This is a genomic window from Salinifilum aidingensis (genome assembly GCF_054782015.1).
Map to the genome: position 1 here is coordinate 23,152 of NZ_BAAGTH010000001.1, position 16,727 is coordinate 39,878.

General features: G+C 72.2%; 16 protein-coding genes. 6 read left to right on the plus strand and 10 right to left on the minus strand.

The features are described 5' to 3' along the window. Positions 1-46 precede the first annotated feature (46 nt). The 3 genes from ACYVJE_RS00135 to ctaD form a co-directional block, all read right to left on the minus strand. A complete protein-coding gene (locus tag ACYVJE_RS00135; RefSeq protein ID WP_461143138.1) occupies positions 47-787 on the minus strand; it encodes an aminoacyl-tRNA hydrolase in 741 nt (246 codons plus the stop codon). Between the two features lie 190 nt (positions 788-977). Continuing rightward, positions 978-2,222 carry a phosphoserine phosphatase SerB gene (gene serB, locus ACYVJE_RS00140; RefSeq protein ID WP_461142715.1) on the minus strand — a complete coding sequence of 415 codons (1,245 nt, stop codon included), beginning with the start codon at positions 2,220-2,222 and terminating at the stop codon, positions 978-980. Positions 2,223-2,343: 121 nt separating this feature from the next. Further along, positions 2,344-4,101, minus strand: coding sequence for an aa3-type cytochrome oxidase subunit I (gene ctaD, locus ACYVJE_RS00145; RefSeq protein ID WP_461142716.1), 1,758 nt, complete (start codon positions 4,099-4,101; stop codon positions 2,344-2,346). A 507-nt stretch (positions 4,102-4,608) separates the two neighbouring features. Between ctaD and ACYVJE_RS00150 the strand changes: the two genes are divergently transcribed. Both ACYVJE_RS00150 and ACYVJE_RS00155 read left to right on the plus strand, forming a co-directional pair. Then, a complete protein-coding gene (locus ACYVJE_RS00150) occupies positions 4,609-5,202 on the plus strand; it encodes a DUF305 domain-containing protein (RefSeq protein ID WP_461142717.1) in 594 nt (197 codons plus the stop codon). Between the two features lie 368 nt (positions 5,203-5,570). After that, the gene (locus ACYVJE_RS00155) at positions 5,571-6,458 is read left to right on the plus strand and encodes an SDR family oxidoreductase (RefSeq protein ID WP_459158568.1); all 888 of its coding nucleotides are present in this window, start codon (positions 5,571-5,573) and stop codon (positions 6,456-6,458) included. A 128-nt stretch (positions 6,459-6,586) separates the two neighbouring features. Here the strand turns inward: ACYVJE_RS00155 and ACYVJE_RS00160 are convergent, their stop codons facing one another. The 6 genes from ACYVJE_RS00160 to ACYVJE_RS00185 form a co-directional block, all read right to left on the minus strand. Beyond that, entirely contained in the window at positions 6,587-7,414 is an 828-nt protein-coding gene (locus ACYVJE_RS00160; protein WP_461142718.1) for an ESX secretion-associated protein EspG, read from the minus strand. Continuing rightward, positions 7,414-8,658 carry a hypothetical protein gene (locus ACYVJE_RS00165; RefSeq protein WP_461142719.1) on the minus strand — a complete coding sequence of 415 codons (1,245 nt, stop codon included), beginning with the start codon at positions 8,656-8,658 and terminating at the stop codon, positions 7,414-7,416. Before ACYVJE_RS00165 ends, ACYVJE_RS00160 begins: the two co-directional genes overlap by 1 nt. A gap of 33 nt (positions 8,659-8,691) precedes the next feature. Then, positions 8,692-9,261 carry a DUF3558 family protein gene (locus ACYVJE_RS00170; RefSeq protein ID WP_461142720.1) on the minus strand — a complete coding sequence of 190 codons (570 nt, stop codon included), beginning with the start codon at positions 9,259-9,261 and terminating at the stop codon, positions 8,692-8,694. Between the two features lie 55 nt (positions 9,262-9,316). Then, positions 9,317-9,625: a hypothetical protein gene (locus tag ACYVJE_RS00175; RefSeq protein ID WP_461142721.1), complete on the minus strand. Its 309-nt coding sequence runs from the start codon at positions 9,623-9,625 to the stop codon at positions 9,317-9,319. A gap of 195 nt (positions 9,626-9,820) precedes the next feature. Further along, positions 9,821-10,024, minus strand: a complete 204-nt coding sequence (locus tag ACYVJE_RS00180) for a DUF397 domain-containing protein (RefSeq protein ID WP_461142722.1) — start codon at positions 10,022-10,024, stop codon at positions 9,821-9,823. Next, positions 10,021-10,914: a helix-turn-helix domain-containing protein gene (locus ACYVJE_RS00185; RefSeq protein ID WP_461142723.1), complete on the minus strand. Its 894-nt coding sequence runs from the start codon at positions 10,912-10,914 to the stop codon at positions 10,021-10,023. The genes ACYVJE_RS00180 and ACYVJE_RS00185 overlap by 4 nt, the downstream gene beginning before the upstream one ends. A 143-nt stretch (positions 10,915-11,057) precedes the next feature. Here ACYVJE_RS00185 and ACYVJE_RS00190 point away from each other — a divergent pair, with 143 nt between their 5' ends. Then, on the plus strand, positions 11,058-11,357 hold the full coding sequence (locus ACYVJE_RS00190; protein ID WP_461142724.1) for a hypothetical protein: 300 nt from the start codon (positions 11,058-11,060) through the stop codon (positions 11,355-11,357). Positions 11,358-11,610: 253 nt separating this feature from the next. Here the strand turns inward: ACYVJE_RS00190 and ACYVJE_RS00195 are convergent, their stop codons facing one another. Then, positions 11,611-11,967, minus strand: a complete 357-nt coding sequence (locus ACYVJE_RS00195; protein WP_461142725.1) for a hypothetical protein — start codon at positions 11,965-11,967, stop codon at positions 11,611-11,613. 602 nt (positions 11,968-12,569) lie between these two features. Here ACYVJE_RS00195 and ACYVJE_RS00200 point away from each other — a divergent pair. The 3 genes from ACYVJE_RS00200 (at position 12,570) to ACYVJE_RS00210 (ending at position 16,727) form a co-directional block, all read left to right on the plus strand. Beyond that, positions 12,570-13,526: an NAD(P)-dependent oxidoreductase gene (locus ACYVJE_RS00200; protein ID WP_461142726.1), complete on the plus strand. Its 957-nt coding sequence runs from the start codon at positions 12,570-12,572 to the stop codon at positions 13,524-13,526. A gap of 25 nt (positions 13,527-13,551) precedes the next feature. Then, positions 13,552-14,343 (plus strand): HpcH/HpaI aldolase family protein, encoded by a 792-nt coding sequence (locus ACYVJE_RS00205; RefSeq protein ID WP_461142727.1) that lies wholly within the window; start codon positions 13,552-13,554, stop codon positions 14,341-14,343. A gap of 107 nt (positions 14,344-14,450) precedes the next feature. Next, complete coding sequence (locus tag ACYVJE_RS00210) at positions 14,451-16,727, plus strand: xanthine dehydrogenase family protein molybdopterin-binding subunit (protein ID WP_461142728.1); 2,277 nt, start codon at positions 14,451-14,453, stop codon at positions 16,725-16,727.

Consider the following 16,727-nt stretch of genomic DNA (forward strand, 5'->3'; position numbering starts at 1 on the left):
CGCGAGATCGCGAAACGCTTCTCGGGTCCGATCTGTGCCTGGGGGCTCACGCCGGGGCGGCGGCCCGCCACTGGGCGGCGACGGTGACGGTGCCGGGGTCGATCTCGGTGAACCCCGCGTCGCGGACGAGGGCCACCCCGTGCTCGAACCACGCCTCGCGGGCGCTGCCGGCGGCGAACCGCCGCCAGGTGGCCGCGTCGGCGACCCGCACCGAGCACGGCAGCCCGGCGTCGAGCCACGCCTGCAGCTCGTCGTGCCTGTCCGCACCGCGCAGCAGCGCGGCCAGGAACATCGTGGCGTGCCCCACTTGCGCTGCGGTCTTGCCGGCGCTCATGGGCACGTCCGGGTTGAGCTGCAGCACGGGCGCGTCCGGGCGGGGCGGCCCGGGTTCGTCGGCGTCGAGCTCGCTGCCGGAGATCTGCAGCCGGGTGAGCTCCTTCGGCATGTCCGCGACGCGGCCGGGCGGGAAGGCGCGCACCTGCGCCTGGCCGACCCGCACCGTGCGCCCGGGCAGCTCCTCGACCGCCCGCCAGTGCGAGCCGCGAGCGCGCCGCGCCACCTTGCGGATGCGCCCGGAGGTCCAGCCGAGGACCGCGTCGTGCCACGTCCCGCCGGGTTCGGCGCGTTCGTCGAGGCACACCGCCAGGGCGGCCGCGGCCGCCGCCTCCAGCAGCTCCGAGCGCGCCGGCGGGGCGTCGCGCTCCAGGCGCAGCACGAGCGGCATGAGCACCACGGCGTCCGGATCCTCGTCGGAGGTGTCGACCGTGGCCTCGCTCGGCAGCTGCATCCAGGTGGCGTAGCGGGCGAGCAGGGGGTCGAGAACGGCGGCTGCGTCCGGCACGCCGCCCATTGTCCGCACCCCGCCCGGCGCGCAGCCGCCGCACCCGCGCCGGGGTGGCACCGCTCACTCCGCCACCCGCCCCGCACCCGCCCGGGTTTGCACGAACCCCAGCGCGCGGGGTTGCTGCAGGTGGCGGTCAGGCCAGCGTCTCCTCCAGCGGCACGCGGCGCAGCACGCCGTCCTCGGCGTCGGCGGCCTCGATCTCGGCGCGCGTGACGCCCAGCACGAACAGCACCGTGTCCAGGAACGGGTAGGACAGCGAGGTGTCGGCGATCTCGCGCAGCGCGGGCTTGGCGTTGAACGCCACGCCGAGGCCGGCGGTGGAGAGCATGTCCATGTCGTTGGCCCCGTCGCCGACGGCGACGGACTGCTCCAGCGGCACGGAGAACGACTCGGCGAAGCGGCGCAGCGCCTTGGCCTTGCCCGGGCGGTCGACGATCTCGCCGATCACGCGGCCGGTGAGCTTGCCGTCGACGACCTCCAGGTCGTTGGCGGCGCTGAAGTCGAGGCCGAGGTCGTCGACCAGCGAGTCGATGATCTGCGTGAATCCGCCGGACACGACGCCGGTGTGGAAGCCGAGGCGGCGCAGCGTGCGGATCGTGGTGCGCGCGCCCGGCGTGAGCTCGAGGTCGGCGGCCACCTCGTCGAGCACCGAGGCGGGCAGGCCCTCCAGCACGGCCACGCGCTCCCGCAGCGACTGGGCGAAGTCGAGCTCGCCCCGCATGGCCCGTTCGGTGACCGCGTGCACTTCCTGCTCGCGGCCGGCCTTGGCGGCGAGCATCTCGATGACCTCGCCCTGGATGAGCGTGGAGTCGACGTCGAAGACGACGAGTCGCTTGGCGCGCCGCGCCAGGCCGATGCGCTCCACCGCGATGTCCAGCTTGGAGCGGGCGGCCAGGTCCGCCATCGTCGAGGTGAGCTGGTCCTCGGGCTCGCCCTCCTGCTCGGGGGCGCTCACCTGCAGTTCCAGGCCGGTCACGGGGTAGTCGGCCACGCGGTTGATCGAGTCGATGTTCACGTCGACGTCGGCCAGGGCCCGGGCCACGTCGCTGAAGCTGCGCGCGGTGACCGGCTGGCCCATGACGACGACCGCGTGCGTGGAGCGCAGCGTGTCCGCGTCACCGTCCTCGACGCCGATCTCGACCTCCACGGACATGCCGACGGTGGCCATGGCCTGCTCCACCGCTTCCTGGAGGGTTTCGGGGTCGTCGGGCGTGGACACCAGGACGCCGAGCGTCAGCCGGTCGCGGATCACCACCTGCTCCACGTCCACGATGTCGACGCCGTGCGCGGTCAGCGCGGCGAACAGCACCGAGGTGACGCCTGGTTTGTCCTTCCCGGTGACGGTGATGAGGACCGTGCTGGGGTTGGTTGTGCTCACGGCTGACGACGTCCTTTCTCTCGAAACACCGCGAGCCCCGGCAAGGCGTGCTTGCCGGGGCTCGTCGTCGAGCTGGACGTCCAGCCTGGCACACCGCGGTGCGCCGGTACTAGCGCTCAGATCACTCCTCGCGCTCCTTGACCGCGGTACCACCACCGTGCGAATTGCCCGATCCGTGCTGGCCGCCCAGGGCCTTGCCGGTCAGGCCCACGTGCGATTCGAGGTGCATGCGCTCGGCCACGTGGGGGTAGTGCAGCTCGAACGCCGGGCGCTCGGAGCGGATCCGCGGCAGCTCGGTGAAGTTGTGCCGCGGCGGCGGGCAGGAGGTGGCCCACTCCAGCGAGTTGCCGTAGCCCCACGGGTCGTCGACCGTGGCCACCTCGCCGTAGCGGTAGCTCTTGAACACGTTGTACAGGAACGGGAGCATCGAGGCGCCCAGGATGAACGCGCCGATCGTCGAGATCATGTTCAGCGTGGTGAACCCGTCCGAGGGCAGGTAGTCGGCGTAGCGCCGCGGCATGCCCTCGTTGCCCAGCCAGTGCTGCACCAGGAACGTGGCGTGGAAGCCGAGGAAGGTCAGCCAGAAGTGCAGCTTGGCCAACCGCTCGTCCATCATCCGGCCGGTCATCTTCGGGAACCAGAAGTAGATGCCGGCGAAGGTGGCGAACACGATCGTGCCGTAGAGCACGTAGTGGAAGTGCGCCACGACGAAGTACGTGTCCGAGACGTGGAAGTCCACCGGCGGCATCGCCAGCAGCACGCCGGTCAGACCGCCGAAGAGGAAGGTCACCAGGAAGCCGACGGAGAACAGCATCGGCGACTCGAAGGTGAGCTGCCCCTTCCACATCGTGCCGATCCAGTTGAAGAACTTGATGCCCGTGGGGATGGCGATGAGGAACGTGGTGAACGCGAAGAACGGCAGCAGCACCGCGCCGGTGGCGTACATGTGGTGCGCCCACACGACCACCGACAGGATCGCGATGCCCAGGGTCGCGTAGACGAGGCCGGTGTAGCCGAACAGCGGCTTGCGGCTGAACACCGGGAAGATCTCGGAGACGATGCCGAAGAACGGCAGCGCGACGATGTAGACCTCGGGGTGGCCGAAGAACCAGAACAGGTGCTGCCACAGGATCACGCCGCCGTTGGCCGGGTCGAACACGTGCGAACCCAGGTGCCGGTCCGCGGCCAGGCCGACCAGCGCGGCGGTGAGGATCGGGAACGCCATGAGCACCAGCACGCTGGTGATCAGGATGTTCCACGTGAAGATCGGCATGCGCCACATGGTCATGCCCGGCGCGCGCAGGCAGACCACGGTCGTGATCATGTTGACCGCACCGAGGATGGTGCCGAGACCGGAGACGAGCAGGCCGGCGACCCACATGTCCGGGCCGGTCCCCGGGGAGTGGATCGCGTCCGACAGCGGCGTGTAGGCGAACCAGCCGAAGTCCGCGGCACCGCCCGGCATGAGGAAGCCGGCGATGACGATCATGCCGCCGAAGGAGAACAGCCAGTAGGAGAAGGCGTTCAACCGCGGGAACGCCACGTCCGGCGAGCCGATCTGCAGCGGCATGATGTAGTTCGCGAAGCCGAACAGGATCGGCGTCGCGTACAGCAGCAGCATGATCGTGCCGTGCATGGTGAACAGCTGGTTGTACTGCTCCTGCGACAGGAACTGCATCCCCGGCGCGGCGAGCTCACCGCGGATCAGCATGGCCAGCAGCCCGCCGATCAGGAAGAACGCCATCGACGTGGTGAGGTAGAGGATGCCGATCTGCTTGTGGTCGGTGGTGCTGAACATCCGCAGCAAGAACGAGCCCTTGCTGGGCCTGTGCCCCTGTTGGGGCCGCGTGGCGATCGGCTGTGGCGCGACGGCCGTCACGATGCCTCCTGCACTGATCCCTCGATGCGTCGGGGAACTCGCCCGAGTTCCCCCCGACCCCGGTGGGCCGACGGTTCGGCAGCGCGCGTGCACTCCGGTGCCGGACGCCCGCGGCGCTGCCTGTCTCCCGCGGAATACTAGTCGCCGCCCATGCGCACACGAGCAGCGGGCTGTAGCCAACCTAGTCATGAGGCCACCGCTGATCACCCCCGGTGAGACGGAGGCGACACGGCGGATCCCGCTGTGATCCGCATCGCGCAACACCGCGGTGGATCTCGCCGGCGCGCCCCCGCTCCGGTGACCTCGCCCGGACGGGCCGATCCGGCGCCGGTTAACCTACGGCCGAGAGGTTCCGGCAGCCCACGCACCGGCGAGCCGCGAGCGCGGACCGCGGGAGCACGCCGAGGGACCGGGTGATCCGCCGGGCGGGTCTCGCCGGCTCGTCGGACCGGAGCGCACCGGTTGGGCCGCGCTGGGACGACCAACGCACACTTGGAGGGGAAGCACGTGCGGAGGAGCACGATCATCGGCGCCGTGCTGGCCGGCGGGCTCGCACTCGCGGGTTGCTCGCCGTCGGAGGAACCGAGCGAGATGCCCCCGGCGCCGGGCACGCCGCCGCCTCACGCCCAGGAGAGCGCCCAGGGCGCCGGCAACGCCGAGGGCGGCGAGGGCGAGCAGGCTTCCGGGCGCGAGTTCCAGCAGCAGTTGGTCGCCAGCCAGCAGCGCGTCGTGGAACTCGCCGAGATCGGCCGGCAGAGCCAGGACCAGCAGATCAGCGAGCTGGCCGACCGCCTCGGGCAGCAGGCGCAGTCCCGCCTGGACGCGCTGCCGCAGGAGGTGCGCAGCAACGTCGAGGACGCCGTGCTCGAGGAGACCGAGGGGCTGCCGACCAGCGCGGAGCTCGACGAGCTCTCCTCGCTCAGCGGCGAGCAGTTCCGCGAGAGGTGGACGTCGACGACGCTCGAGCTCGAGCAGTTCGTGCTGCAGCTGGCCGACAACGCGGTCTCCCGGGGTCAGCAGCCCCCGGAGGTCCAGCAGCTGGCCGAGCAGGTCTCCTCCCAGGCGGAGAGCGAGATCGCAGACCTGCGGGCGCTGAACTGATCCCGCGGGCGCGGTGCCGGCACCGCGCCCGCGCAGCCGGCGTCCCGCACACCCGGGCCGACGCGAAACGGTGCGCCGTTCGCGTCGGCCCGTTTTTCGTGGGGCCGGGCTTCGCGGTGCCCGTTCTCGTGGCTCCGGGCTTCGTGGGGCCGGGCTTGGTGGCGCCGCTTCGTGCCGACGGGCCGCGCCGGGCCGCCCTCCGCCGCGCCGGGCGCTGCCGCAGCCGACTCGCCGCAGCCCCTTCCGCCGCCGGGCGAGAAAACCTACTATCAGTAACCTACTGATCGGTAAGAGCCTGTCCCGGCTCCCTCCGCAGGGACGCGGGGGCGCGGAACGGGCTCCAGGTCGCACTCAGCAGGGAGGCCCTCATGGCGAAGTCGTCCGGTCCCGTCCTTTCCGGCAAAGTCGTGCTGATCACCGGCGCCGCCCGGGGCATCGGCGCGGAGACCGCGCGGCAGCTCGCCCGCCGCGGCGCGCGCCTGGCCCTGGTGGGCCTCGAACCCGAGGAGCTGGCCCGCGTGGCCGACGAACTCGGGCCCGACCACTTCTGGACCGAAGCGGACGTCACCGACGGCGAGTCGATCGGCAACGCGGTGAGCGCCGCGGTCGAGCACTTCGGCGGGCTCGACGCGGTGATCGCCAACGCCGGCCTGGCGCCCCTGTCCACGGTCCGCACGAGCTCCCCGGAGGCGTTCCGCAAGACCGTCGACGTCAACCTCAACGGCGTCTTCGAGACGGTGCACGCCGCCCTGCCGCACATCATCGAGCGCCGCGGCTACGTCCTCGTCGTCTCCTCCCTGTCCGCGTTCGCCCCCGTCGCGGGCATGGCCGCCTACACCGCGAGCAAGGCGGGCGCCGAGGCGCTGGCGAGCGCGCTGCACTCCGAGGTCTCCTACCTCGGCGTGTCGGTCGGCTCGGCGCACCCGTCGTGGGTCGACACCGACCTGGTGCGCGACGCCTCGCAGGACCTGCCGACGTTCCGCGAGATGCGCTCCAAGCTGCCGTGGCCGATGCGGACGACGACCACGGTGGAGGACTGCGCGCGGGCGATGGCCGACGGCGTGGAGCGCCGCGCGCGGCGGATCTACGTCCCGCGGGCGATCATGCTCATGCACTGGCTGCGCAACCTGCCCGCCTCGAAGCTCGTGAGCCGCTTCATGCTCGCCACCGAGCGCCGGCTCGTGCCGAAGATGGAGCGCGAGGTCACCGAGCTCGGCCGGCAGCTCAGCGCGCGTAACACCCGCATCCAGCGCTGAGGCCCGCAGCGTCCCCGCGGCCCGGCGCCCGCGGGGAGACCGGCGGGCGCCCGGGTGCAGCTGACCCGCTCCGCGCACCCGGGCGCCCGCCCTCCGCGCGGGAGGTGCAGCACCGCGCGTCCGCCCGGTCAGGCGCGCGCGGACTGCGCGGTCAGCTCCTTGGCCATCTCCTCCAGCTGGGACACGAGCTTGCGGTTGTCCGCCGGTGCGATGGTGCACCACTCGCGCCCGTCACCACCGGTCTTGCGGCGGAGGAAGTAGGTCCCCTCGGTGGTGGTGAAGAACTGCAGGTTGCTGCCGAGCTTGCGGACCCGCCGCAACTTCCGGTCGTAGGCCCGCGCGGTGAACACGCCGTCCATGGTGCGCTCACCGGTCAGCGCCTTGACGAGCACCTGCGCATCGCTGCCCGCGATCCCGGCCGAGCGCAGCGCGGGCAGGAGCCCGCCGCTGCCGCGCCCGCTGCCGACCCGGTCGAGCTGTTCGGTGGGCAGCGACACCGAGCCGCCGCTGGCCGCGCCGACCCCGCCGAGCAGGTCGACCGCGTTGCGCGCGGGCCCGCCGAACTCGTGCCGGCTGAGCCGGATCTCCCGCACCTGCTCGGCGTTCTCCCCGTCGGGCTGGTAGGCCTGGATCGTGTCCCGCCCGTGCTCGACGAGGACCGCGTTGAAGTCCTCGCCGCCGGGCACGCGCGCGGCCAGCGCGACCGCCAGCGGCGGTTTGGCCAGCAGGTGCAGGGCGTCGTCGACGAACGGGTGCGGATCGCCCTCGTCGAGCAGGCCCTGCCGGGCGAGCTCGTCGTGCCCGCGCCGGGCCAGTTCGCGCTGGTCGTCCTCCGTGGCTCCCACCGGGAGCCACCCCACGCGCAGCATGGGGTGCAGGCGCAGGTCGAACCGCTCGCACAGGTAGTGCACGGCTTCCGGGGACAAGCTGAGCTGCCGTTGCGCCCGGGCGCTCATCAGCGCCCTTCGCCCGAGTCGCCGAGCACCGGCGGCGCGACCCGCTGCATGTCGTTGGTGAACACGTCCTCGTTCTCCACCAGCCAGCTGGGACGCTCGTGCTCGTCCTCCTCGCCCTGGCCGCCCCCTTGGGCACCGCGCCCGCCCATCGGGCCGCCGCGCGCGTTCTGCGAGCCGTTCGACGCGGCGTTGGCGCCCGCGTTCGGACCCCCGGAGGAGGCGGGGTTGCCGACGCCCGAGCGCCCGCCCGGACCGACCTGGCCGCCCTGCGCACCGGGTGTACCTGCACGCGCACCGGGAGCGCCGGCCGAACGGGGGGCTCCCGCGGCTCGCGGGCCACCTCCGGTTCCGGGACCGCCGGGGCCGTAGGGCGCCGCCGCCCACCGGCCGTTGTGCGGGTTCTGCCGCTCCCACGCGCCGGTCTGCGGGTTCTGCCGGTACAGCATGCCGCCGTGCCCGGGAACGCCCGCGGAGTTCGCCCAGGACGAGCTCGTCGGCGCGGGTGCGGACGACGAAGGGGTCGCGGTGGACACCGCGCTCGGCGCGGCGGCCGGGGCCGCCGAGGCGGAGGAGGTCGCGGTCGGGGTCGCCGTTCCCACGCCGGTGCCGGAGAAGTCCGCGCTCGCGCTGCGGGTGCTGCTCGGCGGCGGGGAGGCCGGTTCGTCCTGCTGCGGCTGGTCGAACCGCGGTGTGCCGTCGACGACGCCCTCGGTCTCCGAGCGGTACCGCCGCATCGCGCTCTCGGCCTTCTCGCTGGTGGCGGCGAAGTCCTCCTGCCGCTCCTCGTAGTCGCTCATCCAGCCGGTGATCACGTTGTCGTCGAGCCCCGCGTTCTCGACCCAGCCCTTCTCCGGCGGGTCGAGCTGCACCGGCCGGCCGTTCTCCAGCTTCTGCCCCGGGGCGGGCAGGTCGTTGAACGCCGTGTGCTGGTACTGCACCTGCTGCTCGAGCGAGCCCTTCACCCCGCGGGCGGTGCCCGCCGCCTGCTCCGCGAGCGGCTTGATCTCGGCGATCGAGGCGTTCGCCGCGTCGGCGGCGCGGCCCTGGTGCGCCGCCTCGGCCTTCCGCAGCGCATCGGCGACGTCCTCCATGATGCCGTCGAATTCCTCGCCGACCCGCTCCCAGGCCCGGATGCCCTCCTGCGTGGGGCTCGGCAGGCTCGTCGCCTCCACCGAACCGCCCATCTGCTTGCGGTACTCCTTCGCCGGGCTCTGGTAGCAGAGCGAAACGATTTCCGTACTCACGAAACCCCCACCATCACGCTGTTTCCGACCGAGTCACTTCGCCGGGATGTTCGACACGGCTTCCTCCGCACCCTGGCGAGAAATTTGGCACGGGTTATTGATACCCGGCGTCTTCGTGGCCTGCGAGGCCAACACCTGGTTCTCGTCGAGCGCCACGAAGAAGTCGCAGTACCGGCCGCCCTCCTGCGGCGGAGTCCCCTTGTTCGCCCGCACCGCGGGCTGCCCCGCGATCTCCACCTGCTCGAAGTCCGCGTACTGGTCGCGGTTGTCGAGGTAGCTCTGCAGGGAACGCTCACCGATCGCCGAGATGGCCAATCCACCACCCTCGTCGAAATTGTCCCAACTGCACTTCTTTTCACCGGTGGTGATCGATGTTTCGGTTTTTCCTTGCGGAGCAAAGCCGAACTTCTTCGCCGTTTCCGGCGAGATCAGACCGCACAGGTCCACCTGCGAAGCGTCCCTCGGGGTGTCGATCTGCACCCCCGACTGCTGCTCCTGCGAAGGCTGCCCTTGCGCCTCATCCGAAGTTCCCGCGTCCTCGCCACCACCGCTCGCACAACCAGCCAGCGCACCGGCGCACGCCAGCGCCATCGCGGCCATCATCCCGCGCCTCAACGCACTACCTCCGAACATCTTCCTGCGCACCGACCGCGCACGCTCACGCCCAACCGGAAAAGGCCTCGCGATCCCGCTGCTCGTACTCCTTCAGCGTTTCCTCGTAAGCCTGGATCTTCGCTTCGAGCTTCTCGGTCAAGCGCTCCGAGTGGGACGACAAAGAATTCTCCTCACCCACCGCGCGTTTTTTCATCTCCTTGTACGCGAGCTGCGTGGCGTTGTCCTTCGCGGTCAGCTCACCAGGCTCAAGGGACTCTGCATCCTCCCGAAGAGTGTCCACACGACTCCGCGTCTGCTTCAGCTTGTTGATGGCGCCGCGCAGCGCCTCCGGGTCCACGCCGTAACCCGTCACCTCTACGCCTCCTCCCCTGGGACGCACTCGCCTGCAGCGAGCCATCTTCTCGAACGCCCCTCACCGGACGCAGCGGAATCGCACAACGAGACGTGTGGTGGTGATCACTCCACCACTGGGGCCATCCGCACGCAGATCCCCCGAAAAGAGCAGTCGCGAAGACGCGCGCAGCCGCACCGCGCAGAAGAGCGGACCTCACCCCTCGAAGCGCCCCGCGCGCACCGCGGCGAGGAAACGCGCCCAACCGGCCGGGTCCTGCCACAACCGCGGCCCCGCGCAATCCTTCGAATCACGGATCGCCACGTGCCTCTCGCGCACGCACACCTCGATGCAGTTGTCGCTGTTGTTGGAGCTGTAGCTGCTCTTGAACCAGTTCCGCACCGGTAACGCATCCTTCAACGCGCCCACTCCTTGCGTTTCTCGGCGATCGCGTCAGCAGTATCGCGCACGTCCAGGGCCAGGTGTTCGAGTCGTTGCAGGGTTCGGAACATCGCCTCGGTGTCCTCCGCGGTGTCGAAGTACGCGGAGGGCCCGTGCACAACCGAGGCGAACCCGACTCGCGGCACGGCGTCACCGAACTCCAACAGCGTGAGCCCGCCGCCCAGCGCCGGGTTGTTCGGCACCGAACACGGCAACACCTGCACCGTCACCCCCTCGGCAGCACCGGTGGCGAGCAGCCGGTCCATCTGGGCGGTCATCACCGAGCGGTCCCCGACGAGTTCGTCCAGCGCGGCTTCACCGAGCACGAAGTGCACGCTCTGCACAGTCCCGCTGTCCCACATGGCCTCCTGCCGCCGTGCCCGGAACCGGACGCGCGACTGCCGGTTGCTGCTCGCAGGCTGCCACCACACTCCTTCGGCCGCCCGGAACAGCGCATCCATGTAATCCGGCGTCTGCAACAGCCCCGGCACGACGCCGGCCTCGTACGCGAAGAGACCCGTCGCGGCCGCCTCCAAATCGGAAAGTCGCTGGTAAGCACCCGGCAACGAGTCGACGTACGGTCGGCGCGGCTGCCGCTGGCGCGACTGCGCGCCGAGGGTCTGCACGGCCTCGCGATCAGCGCCCCCGACCCCGTAGAGATCCAGCAGCGCGGACAGTTCCCCGGGACCCAGTGTGGCCAGGCCCTCTTCGACGCGGCTGACCCTGGCGTCGCTGCGCCCGATCCGCTGGGCGGCCTCGAGCTGCGAGCAGCCGACCTCCTCGCGGAAACGGCGCAGCGCGAGGCCGAGCTGCCGACGTTCGACAGTGGGGCGCGCGTTGACCACGACAAACCCTCCGGCGTTGTCCACTCGTTCGAGTTAGTGATCATGGGCAAGTTGCCCTTTAATCTAGGGGCAAGTTGCCCCTTGTTCCGGTCATCATGCGGAGTCTAGAACGTCCGCGATCTCGCCAGGGGTAGCGGTGAACCCGCACGCCAACGAAGGGAGCTCCCATGAGCGGGCTGGAAGTCACGGCGGCCGCGTACGTGGACCGGTGCAGCATCGACTACGCGATCTGCACCGACGAGGTCGAATTCCGCCTCGCCGACCGGCACGAGATCTTCCACCTGACCGCCACCGAAACCGGCCTGGAAGCGCTCGCCCGGTTGAGCAACGCCGCGCTGCTGGAGCTGCGGCTGCGCGCACGGCAGGAGCAGGAACCGCACGAACCGCGGAGTCCGCGCGAACGGCAGGAGAGCTGCCGCGCCGACTGCGGCGGGCACGACCGGTGCGCGCCCCGCGATCCGAGGTGAGCCGCGCACCGGCTCCCCGGCGAAGCAGCACGGGAACGCGCACCACTGGGGCCTTCCCGCACGGCAGCCCCCGCACCGCGGAGCGCTTCCCCCGGCGGGCAGCCGCGGCCGGCGCCGACCCGGGCATCCGCCCGCGAGCGCTCACGGGCCGCGGGGCCAGGCGCGCCCGTGCGCGCGCTCCCGCGCGGCGCTGGCCCGGCCACCGCGCACCGGAGGGACGCGGACGTCGAGCCGCACCGGAACCGCCGCCCGGTCACCCGCCGTGAACCTGGCCGCCCAGCCCCTCGTCGTCGACGTGCTGCCACAGGGACGGGTCGTGGGCGGTCTCCGGGATGAACACCGTCCCCTCCTCCCGGGTTCCACCGCCCGGGGCAACCCCGCCCGGGCCGGCGACGCCGGGCCGGGCGCCCGCCCCCGCTGACGGCCGCTGCTGCGGCAGCTGCCCGAGGAGACCGCCCAGCGCGGCGATATCGGCCTCCAGCCGCTCCACGTCCTCGTCCATGCTGCTCAGCTGCGGGTGCTCGCCGTGCCGCACCCGCAGGATGTTGACCGTGCTCCGCAGCTGGCCGACGAGCCGCCGCAGATCGGCCAGCTCCCCCGTCACCGCCATCGCGCCACCTCGCTGCACACCGGGACCCTCACCTCCAGGATGCCCGCAACGGGCGAGTGCGACACGCATCGCACCCGGAAAGCGTGGCGGCACCGTCGCGCGGGAGCCCTCCCCGCATCGCCGAGCACCGCCGGCCGAATCGGGAGCCCGCCCGCCGCCCCGCGTTCGATCCACCGGACATCGAGCGGTGCATTGCACGCCACAACCGCCCTGGCTTAGGGTCGCGGCAGCGAGGCAGCGCCGATCACGTGCGCACCGCGCTCGCCGTTCACGACAGGAGGCGCTGGATGACCTTCGCGCCCGCGCACGCCGACGCCCTCGGCGCGCGGTGTCCACCCCTCCCCGCGCGAATCCGCGCGACGCGCCGCGCGCACGCACCGCCCCCAGGAAGTCCACAGTGGACTCGCGAAGGCGCGCGGCCGCAGCACCGGACGACTCCCCGCTCCCGCTGACCTCCCGCGGCACGCCCCGGCTCCGGGCAGCCGCGGGCAGCAGCGGAAGATCGGGCCGCGCCGGGAAACCGGCAGCTCCGCGCGGTCGGGAGCAGCTCCGCAAGATCCGCTACACCCGCGGGCCGGTTCCCGCGCAGCAGAGGAGGATCCGTGGCCAGGATCGCGTGTCTCGCCCCGTTCTCCGCCGAACACGTGCGAGACCTCGCCGGTGACAACGACATCGACGTCCACGTGGCGGACGGGGCGGATCCGGCGGAGACGGCGGCGGCGCTGGCCGAGGCGGACGTCGTCATCGGCGACAACCGCCAGCACCACCGGCTCGACCGCGCGCAGCTGGCGAGCATGCGGCGCTGCCGGCTCGTCCAGCAGCCGGCCGTCGGCCACAACGTCATCGACCACCGCGCCGCCGCCGAACTCGGCATCCCCGTCGCCAACGTGACCTCCTACAACCGGGAGGGCGTGGCCGACCTCGTCGTGCTCGGGCTGCTCAACCTGCTGCGGCAGGTGCCGGTGTGCGACCGCGAGATGCACGCCGGCCGGTGGCAGCGCCGCACCGGGCGCGAGCTCGGTTCGCTGACCGTCGGCATCCTCGGCATGGGCAACACGGGCACGGCCGTGCTCACGCGCCTGCGCGCCTTCGGCTGCCGGGTGCTCTACCACGACATCGCCGTGCGCGGCGTGTCCGGCGCCGAGGCCGTGCCGCTGGAGGAGCTGCTGGCGCGCTCCGACGCGGTGACCGCGCACGTGCCCCTGGACGAGGACACGCACCACCTGCTCGGCGCGCCCGAACTGGCCCGCATGCCCGAGCACGCGCTGCTGGTCAACACCAGCCGCGGCTGCGTCGTCGACGAGGCCGCGCTCGCCGCGGCGCTGCGCGCCGGACGCCTGGGCGGGGCGGCGATCGACGTGTTCGAGCAGGAGCCGCCCGGGGAGGGCTCACCGCTGCGCGGACTGGACAACGTCCTGCTCACGCCGCACATCGGCGGGGTCACGGTGGAGGCCCGCGAACGCCTGGAGCAGGGCGTGGCCACCAACGTCCGGCGGGTGCTCGCCGGGCGGCCGCCGCTCAACGTCGTCAACCACGTCAGCACCGGTGTTCTCGCATGATCCGGCCGACCCACGGAGGAGCACGATGACCGCGCTGCGCGAAACCCTGCGGACGGAACCGGCGAGCGTCGGCGGGTGGTGCTCCATCCCCAGCCCGTTCGCCGCCGAGCTCGTGGGCAGGTGCGGCTTCGACTGGGTGTGCGTGGACACCCAGCACGGGCTGATCGGCTACGACGCGCTGGTACCGATGCTGCAGGCGCTGCACGCCACCGGAACCCCGACCCTGGTGCGCGTGCCGTGGAACGAACCCGAGCACGTCATGAAATCCCTCGACTCCGGCGCGCAGGGCGTCATCGTGCCCATGGTGGACAACGCCGAGCAGGCGCGCGCGGCCGTGGCCGCGGCGAAGTACCCGCCGCTGGGCACGCGCAGCTGGGGTCCGATCCGCGCCTCGTTCGACGTGCCCGACTACTCGCCGGAGACCGCGAACCACCGCACCGTCGTGGCCGCGATGATCGAAACCCCCGACGGGGTGCGCAACATGGACGACATCCTGTCCACGCCCGGTGTGGACGCGGCCTACGTCGGCCCGTCCGACCTCGCGCTGGGGCACGGGATCGCACCGCGCCTCGACGTGGTCGAGCCCGAGCACGAGCAGCTCGTCCGGTCCGTCCTGGCCAGCTGCGATCGCAACGACGCCGTCGCCGGGATCCACTGCGCCGACGCGCCCACCGCCCAGCGGTGGCAGGACATGGGGTTCCGGATGCTGACCCTCGCCACCGACGCCACCCTCATGCGCCGGGCGGCCACCGAGGGGATCCGGCACATCCGCGGAACGGAAGGGCAGGTGACGCCCCGCTCCACGACGTACGCCTGAGAGTCGATGACCCGCCGCGGAGCGGTGCCCCGGCGCGCCCGGCCCGGTCGGCGTTCCCGAACCGACCGCCACCGCTCCCTTCCCACCACGAAGCTTGCGAGGAAGCATTGAGCATTCTCGGCACCCGGGTCGAACGCCGCGAAGACCCGCGTTTGCTCACCGAGGGCGGCACCTACGTGGACGACCTCGACGAACCCGAACTGGCCGGCGCCGTCCACGTGACGTTCGTCCGCAGCCCCGTGGCGCACGCCCGGATCACGGCGATCGACACCGCCGAAGCGCTCGCCCGGCCCGGCGTGGTCGCGGTGTTCACCGGCGCGGACCTGGACCTCCCGCCGCTCGGGCCGGGCGGGCAGCTCGGCGGCCCCGCCCCGGAGGCCATGAGCAGACCCCACCTGGCCCGCGGCACGGTGCGCTACGCCGGCGAACCCGTCGCCGCCGTGCTCACCGAGACCCGCGCGCAGGGCAAGGACGCGGCCGAACTCGTCGAAGTGGACTACGACCCGCTCGACGCGGTCGTCGACGCCCGCGAGGCCGCCCGCGACGAGCTGGTGCTGTTCGACGAGGCGGGCACGAACACCGTCGGGACCGCCGGCGAGGCCGACGAGGACATCTTCGCCGACTGCGAGGTCGTCGTCACCCGCGAGGTCGAGAACCAGCGCGTCGCCGCCGTGCCGCTGGAGGGCCGCGCCGCGGCCTGCGCCTGGGACGGCGACAAGGTCACGCTGTGGCTGTCCAACCAGAACGCGCAGTCCTGCCGCGACGTGGTGCAGGAGAACCTGGGGCTGGCGGCCGAGCAGATCCGCGTTGTCACGCCCGACGTGGGCGGCGGTTTCGGCGCGAAGATCGGCATCGACCAGGAATCCGTGCTGCTGCCGTGGCTGGCCCGGCGCAGCGGCCGGGCGGTGCGGTGGGGCGAGGACCGCGGCGACAACATGCTCGGCATGACGCACGGCCGCGGGCAGTGGCACACGATCACGATCGGCGGCCGCCGCGACGGCACCATCGAGGCCTACCGGCTGGACATCACGCAGGACACCGGCGCCTACCCGCGGTTGGGCGCGTTCCTGCCCACGTTCACCCGCATGATGGTCTCCGGCGTGTACGACATCCCGCGGGTGCGGTCCACCGCGCGTGCGGTGGTCACCAACACCACGCCGGTCGGCGCCTACCGCGGGGCGGGGCGCCCGGAGGCCACCGCCGCGGTCGAACGCGCCGTGGACCTGTTCGCCGCCGAGATCGGCGCCGACCCGGCCGAGGTGCGGCGCAGGAACTTCATCCGTCCCGAGCAGTTCCCGTACACCACGTCGGGCGGCCCGGTCTACGACACCGGCGAGTACGAGAAGGCGCTGGACGCGGTCCTCGCCGCCGCGGACTACGGCGGGCTGCGCGAGCAGCAGCGGCGCCGGCGCGAGCGCGGCGACGTGCACCAGCTCGGCATCGGCGTGTCGGCCTACGTGGAGATCACCGCGCCCGACGCGACCGCGGGCGAGACCGGCCACGTCGAGATCCGGCCCGACGGCAGCGCGCTGGTGCTCACCGGCAGCTCCCCGCACGGGCAGGGCCACTGGACCTCCTACGCCATGCTCGTGTCCGACCAGCTGGGCATCGACCTCGACCGCATCGAGGTCGTGCACGGCGACACCGACCGCATCCCGCGGGGCGTGGGCACCATGGGGTCGCGGTCGCTGCAGCTCGGCGGCACCGCGGTGCACCGGGCGACCGAGCAGGTGCTGGAGAAGGGCCGGGCGCTGGCGGCCGAACTCGTCGAGATCGACGAGCAGGACCTGGAGCTGGACCTGCGGAGCGGGTCCTGGCGGGTCCGCGGCTCGCCGAACGTGTCGGTGTCCTGGGCGGAACTGGCCTCGCGCAGCGAGGGGCAGCTGGCCGCCGACGAGCACTTCACCGAGGACCGGCCCACGTTCCCGTTCGGCGCGCACGTGGCCGTGGTCGAGGTGGACACCGAGACCGGCAAGGTGGAGCACCGGCGGCACATCACGGTGGACGACGCGGGCACGGTGCTCAACCCGGTGCTCACCGAGGGGCAGCGGCACGGCGGCATCGCCCAGGGCGCGGCGCAGGCGCTGCTGGAGCACATGTCCTACGACGAGGAGGGCAACCCGCAGACCGGCACCCTCGCCGACTACGCCGTCGTCACCGCGCCCGACCTGCCGAGCTTCGAGCTGCTCGAGCAGGAGACCCCGACGACGCTGAACCCGCTGGGAGCCAAGGGCATCGGGGAGGCCGGCACGATCGGCTCGACCCCCGCGGTGCACAGCGCGGTCATCGACGCCGTGGCGCACCTGGGGGTGCGGCACTTCGACATGCCCGCCACGCCGGAGCGGGTCTGGCGGGCGATCCGGCAGGCGAACGACCGGCGCTGA